Source organism: Saccharomonospora iraqiensis subsp. iraqiensis (assembly GCF_000430445.1).
Classification (GTDB): domain Bacteria; phylum Actinomycetota; class Actinomycetes; order Mycobacteriales; family Pseudonocardiaceae; genus Saccharomonospora; species Saccharomonospora iraqiensis.
This window is the reverse complement of sequence record NZ_KE387079.1, coordinates 28,406-33,389: the sequence shown is the minus strand read 5'-3', so window position 1 is coordinate 33,389 and position 4,984 is coordinate 28,406. Positions and strand designations below refer to the sequence as shown.

At 73.1% G+C, this 4,984-nt stretch carries 4 protein-coding genes and 1 pseudogene; 3 read left to right on the top strand and 2 right to left on the bottom strand.

Translation table 11 applies throughout. The features are described from left to right. Positions 1-218: pseudogene (locus ACTIR_RS0108900) on the top strand (NUDIX hydrolase); the annotation flags it as partial. Positions 219-359: 141 nt separating this feature from the next. Here the strand turns inward: ACTIR_RS0108900 and ACTIR_RS0108895 are convergent. Beyond that, positions 360-2,477, bottom strand: coding sequence for an elongation factor G-like protein EF-G2 (locus ACTIR_RS0108895; RefSeq protein ID WP_026453999.1), 2,118 nt, complete (start codon positions 2,475-2,477; stop codon positions 360-362). Between the two features lie 249 nt (positions 2,478-2,726). Between ACTIR_RS0108895 and pdxS the strand changes: the two genes are divergently transcribed. After that, positions 2,727-3,641, top strand: a complete 915-nt coding sequence (gene pdxS / locus ACTIR_RS0108890; RefSeq protein ID WP_026453998.1) for a pyridoxal 5'-phosphate synthase lyase subunit PdxS — start codon at positions 2,727-2,729, stop codon at positions 3,639-3,641. Between the two features lie 111 nt (positions 3,642-3,752). Here the strand turns inward: pdxS and ACTIR_RS0108885 are convergent, their stop codons facing one another. After that, on the bottom strand, positions 3,753-4,322 hold the full coding sequence (locus ACTIR_RS0108885; protein ID WP_007026468.1) for a helix-turn-helix domain-containing protein: 570 nt from the start codon (positions 4,320-4,322) through the stop codon (positions 3,753-3,755). 65 nt (positions 4,323-4,387) lie between these two features. Between ACTIR_RS0108885 and ACTIR_RS0108880 the strand changes: the two genes are divergently transcribed. Then, positions 4,388-4,984 (top strand): AzlC family ABC transporter permease (locus ACTIR_RS0108880; protein WP_026453997.1); only part of this gene is annotated, 597 nt, incomplete at its 3' end.

The window sequence follows — 4,984 nt, the reverse complement described above, 5'->3', positions numbered from 1 at the left end:
GCGCGGGCCTGGCTGCCCCGTTGGCGGGCGAGCTGTCCGACGCGGAGGAGCGGGTGGTGCTCGCCCGCCGCGTCTACAACGACGCCGTCCGCGACACCCTGGCGTTGCGGCACCGGCGGACGGTGCGCCGGCTCCGGCTGGCGGGCACCGCGACCCGGCCGGACTACTTCGAGATCGCCGAGCCGGACCCCCACCCACCCCCGGCACCTGCGCCGTGAAGGACCCCTTCGCTGCGCCGGTGGCCGTGAAGGACCCCTTCCCCGCGTCGGTGGCCGTGAGGGCCCCCTTCCCTGCGTCGCCGGCCGCGAGGGACTCCTTCCCTGCGTCGGATGCAGGGAAGGGGGCCTTCACGGCACACCTCAGCCCGCGGCCTGGCGGTGCGGGACGGGTTCGTAGCGGGCGTGGGCGCGGGTGAACTCGCCGGTTCCCGAGGTGAGCGAGCGCAGGTCGATCGCGTAGCGCAGCAGTTCGCCCGCCGGGACCTCCGCGCGGACGACGCTGCGCCCGCCCGCGACCGACTCGGTGCCCAGCACCCGGCCACGCCGGGACGACAGATCGCCCAGGACCGCGCCGAGGTGGTCGTCGGGCACCCGGATCGTCACGCTGTCCAGCGGTTCGAGCAGCACCGTGCCCGCCTTGGCCGCCGCGTCCTTCAGCGCCAGCGCCCCGGCCGTCTGGAACGCGGCGTCGGAGGAGTCGACGCTGTGCGCCTTGCCGTCGACCAGGGTCACCCGCACGTCCACCACCGCAGTGTCGTCGTCGAGTCCCCGCGCGAGCTGGGCACGAACGCCCTTCTCGACGCTCGGGACGAACTGGTGCGGCACGACGCCCCCGACGACCCGGTCGGCGAATTCGACCCCGGCCCCCCGTTCGAGCGGTTCCACCTCGAGGTCGCACACCGCGTACTGACCGTGCCCGCCGGACTGTTTGACGTGCCGCCCGTGCCCGGTCGCCTTGGCGGCGAACGTCGACCGCAGACTGATCCGCACCGGCTCGGTGTCCACCTCGGCGCCACCCCCGCGCAGGCGGGACAGCACGACGTCCGCGTGCGCCTCACCCATGCACCACAGCACCAGCTGGTTCGTCTCCGCGTTGCGTTCCAGGCGCAGGGTGGGGTCCCCGGCGACCAGCCGGGAGAGGTTGCGCGCCAGCGCGTCCTCGTCGCTGCGGGTCCGGGCGGTCACCGCCACCGGCAGCAGCGGTTCCGGCATGTCCCAGGTCCGCATCAGCAGCGGGTCGTCCGGGGAGGACAGCGTGTCGCCCGTCTCGGCGGAGCCGATCCGGGTGACCGCGCAGATGTCGCCCGCGACGCAGTGTGGAACCTCGCGCAGACTCGCCCCGAGCGGCGAGTACAGGTGCGTCACCCGCTCGTCGGCGTCGTGGTCGGCGTGCCCGCGTGCGGCGAGTCCGTGTCCGCAGACGTGCACCGGGCGCTCCGGGTGCAGGGTGCCCGAGAACACCCGCGCCAGGGACACCCGGCCGACGTAGGAGTCCACCGTCGTGCGGAACACCTCGGCGGCCAGGGGGCCGTTCGGGTCGGTGGTCAGCCGGGGGCGCGGCCCGCCGTCGACCGTGGTCACCGCCGGTGGGGTGCGCTCCAGCGGGGACGGGCACGCCCGGACGATGCCGTCCAGGATCTCCGCCGTCCCCACCGCCGTGAACGCGCACGCGGGGATCACCGGGTAGAACTCCGCCTTCGCCACCGCCTTCTCCAGGTCGGTGATCAGCGTGTCCTCCGGGACGACCTCGCCCGCGAGATAGCGCTCCATCAGGGTCTCGTCCTCGCTCTCGGCGATCACCCCCTCGATGAGCTCGTTGCGGGCCTCGGTCATGCGCACCACATCGGCGACACCGACCGGACCCACGGCCGGGGGATGACCCGCGGAGTAGTCGAAGTGCCGCTGGGTGACCAGCCCGACCAGGCCGGGACTGCCGTCGCTCGCGGGCAGGTAGAGGGGGAGGACCCCCTCGCCGAACGCCTCCCGGCACTCGGTGATCTCGGAGGCCACGTCGGCGCGCGCGTGGTCGAGCCGGGACACCACGACGGCGCGGGGCATCCGCACCGCCGCGCACTCCTCCCACAGGGCCACGGTCGCCGCGTCCACCCCCTCGCCCGCGCTGACCACGAACAGCGCGGCGTCGGCCGCGCGCAGTCCCGCGCGGACCTCGCCGACGAAGTCCGCGTATCCGGGCGTGTCGATCAGATTGATCTTGGTGTCCGCGTGCCGGACGGGCGCCAGGGAGAGCCCGACGGACCGCTGCTGGCGGACCGCGGCCGGGTCGTGGTCGCTCACCGTGGTGCCGTCCACGACCGACCCGGCGCGGGCGATGGTGCCCGAGGCCACCAACAGCGCCTCGACCAGCGTGGTCTTGCCCGAACCCGGCGGCCCCACGAGGGCCACGTTGCGTACTCTGCCGGGGTCGTCCACGGCGAGGCCGGCTCCGGTCTCGGTGATCCTGGTGTTCTTCTCGGCCATCGCGGTCCTCCCCGGGCGGTGTGCGCCGTGCGTGGTGTGGTGACCCCACGGGTGGTTCGCCTGGTGCGGTGACACCACGGGACGAGGGTTGTGTCTCCGATCACATACCCGGAGGCCGGGGATGGCAAGCGGTCGCGTCGCCCGGGGATGAAGTGGACTGGTGAGATCGCCGCGAACTGGCCCGCCTGTGCGGTCCACGCGGGACGTACGCTGAACGGGTAACCACCCCTGTGTGAAAGGCGTATCCCCGTGTCAGACGTCCGACCCTCCGACAACCAGCGACCCGAGACCGGCACCCCGCGGGTGAAGCGCGGCATGGCCGAGATGCTCAAGGGTGGCGTGATCATGGACGTGGTCACCCCGGAGCAGGCCAGGATCGCCGAGGACGCGGGAGCGGTCGCGGTGATGGCGCTGGAGCGCGTGCCCGCCGACATCCGCGCCCAGGGCGGGGTGGCGCGGATGAGCGACCCCGACCTCATCGACGGCATCGTGTCGTCGGTGTCCATCCCGGTGATGGCCAAGGCCCGGATCGGCCACTTCGTCGAGGCGCGGGTGCTGCAGTCCCTCGGTGTCGACTACGTCGACGAGTCCGAGGTGCTCACCCCGGCCGACTACGCCAACCACATCGACAAGTGGGAGTTCACCGTGCCGTTCGTGTGCGGTGCGACCAACCTCGGTGAGGCGCTGCGCCGGATCAACGAAGGCGCGGCGATGATCCGTTCGAAGGGCGAGGCGGGCACGGGCGACGTGTCCAACGCCACCACCCACATGCGCGCGATCCGGTCGGAGATGCGCACGCTGGCCGCCCTGCCCGCCGACGAGCTCTACGTGGCGGCCAAGGAGATGCGGGCCCCGTACGAGCTGGTCGCCGAGGTCGCCCGGACCGGCAAACTCCCCGTGGTGCTGTTCACCGCGGGCGGGATCTCCACCCCCGCCGACGCGGCGATGATGATGCAGCTCGGCGCCGAGGGCGTCTTCGTCGGTTCCGGCATCTTCAAGTCCGGAGACCCGGCCCGGCGCGCCGAGGCGATCGTCAAGGCCACCACCTTCCACGACGACCCGGACATGCTGGCCAAGGTCTCCCGCGGCCTCGGCGACGCCATGGTCGGCCTCAACGTCGAGGACAGCCCCGAACCCCACCGCCTCGCCGAACGCGGCTGGTGACGGTTGTGCCGTGAGGGGCACTTTCCCTGCGTGTGACGCAGCGAAAGTGCCCCTCACGGCGCCTGGCGCAGGGAACGTGCCCTTCACGGTGCCACCCGGGCCGCGGGGTGGTCAGCGGTGTTCGGAGGCCATGACGGCCATGGTGTCGGGGTCGAGGGCGCGGAAGACGTGCGGTTCGTCGCCCGGGTAGGCGATGTAGTCGCCCGGGGCGAGTTCCACCGGGTCCTCGGCGACGCCGACGAGTGCGCGGCCCGAGGCCAGCACGACGTGCTCGGTGACCCCGGGCATGTGTGGGTCGGACTCCCGGGGCGCCCCCGGCTGCACCGTGATCAGGTACAGGTCGCGCCGGGCGTTCGGCGGGCAGGAGGCCAGCAGGGTGGCCACGTAGTCCGCGCGTTCCGAGGCCACGGCGGGCCCCTCGCCCCGGCGGATCACCTGCACCGCCCCGCGGGGCGGGTCCACGAGCCGGGCGAACGGGACGTCGAGTGCCACCCCCAGCGCCCACAGCGTCTCCACGCTCGGGTTCCCCGTGCCCGACTCCAGCTGGGAGAGCGTGGACTTGGCGATGCCCGCTCTGCGGGCGACCTCCGCCAGGGACAGCCCCGCGCGGTGCCGCTCCCGGGCCAGTGACGCGGCGATGACGTCGAGCGGTGCCTTGGTGGCCGGATCGCGGTCGGTCATGTTCGATGAACACTCCTCATCGTTCGGTTTGACGAACGCCCCGGTCGGGTTCACCATGGAAGTCTATGCGTTCGATGTGGCGAACCCTCGACCGTGCACTGGTGCGGGACATCGCGCTGGTGTGCGTGGCCGACGCCGTCGTGGGGCTGTCGTTCGGGGCCATCGCGGTCGGTGCCGGCCTCCCGCTGTGGCTGCCCGTGCTGATGTCCGTGGTGGTGTTCGCGGGCGCCTCCCAGTTCCTCGTCGTCGGGCTGCTCGCGTCGGGGGGTAATCCGCTGGCGGCGGTGTTCGCGGGACTCCTGGTCAACGCGCGGCACCTGCCGTTCGGCTTCGCCGTGGGCGACGTGCTCGGCCGGAGCCTCGGCAGCCGGCTCCTGGGCAGCCACCTGATGATCGACGAGACGGTGGCCTTCGCGCTCGCGCAGCGCGACGCCGCCCGCCGCCGTGCGGCGTACTGGGTCTGCGGCGTCGCGTTGTTCCTGCTGTGGAACCTCGGCGCGGTCGCCGGTGCGCTGGCGGGCACCGTGGTCACCGACACCGACGCCTTCGGCCTGGACGCCGCATTCCCCGCCGTCCTGCTCGCGCTGGTGCTGCCGTCGCTGCGGGACCCCGCCACCCGCCGTGCCGTGCTCGTCGGCGTGGCGGTGGCGCTGGCGACCGCA

Bases quoted from the DNA above. Each gene is read 5' to 3' on its own strand.
- ACTIR_RS0108895 (WP_026453999.1), bottom strand. From the start codon at position 2,477: ATGGCCGAGAAGAACACCAGGATCACCGAGACCGGAGCCGGCCTCGCC.
- ACTIR_RS0108885 (WP_007026468.1), bottom strand. From the start codon at position 4,322: ATGACCGACCGCGATCCGGCCACCAAGGCACCGCTCGACGTCATCGCC.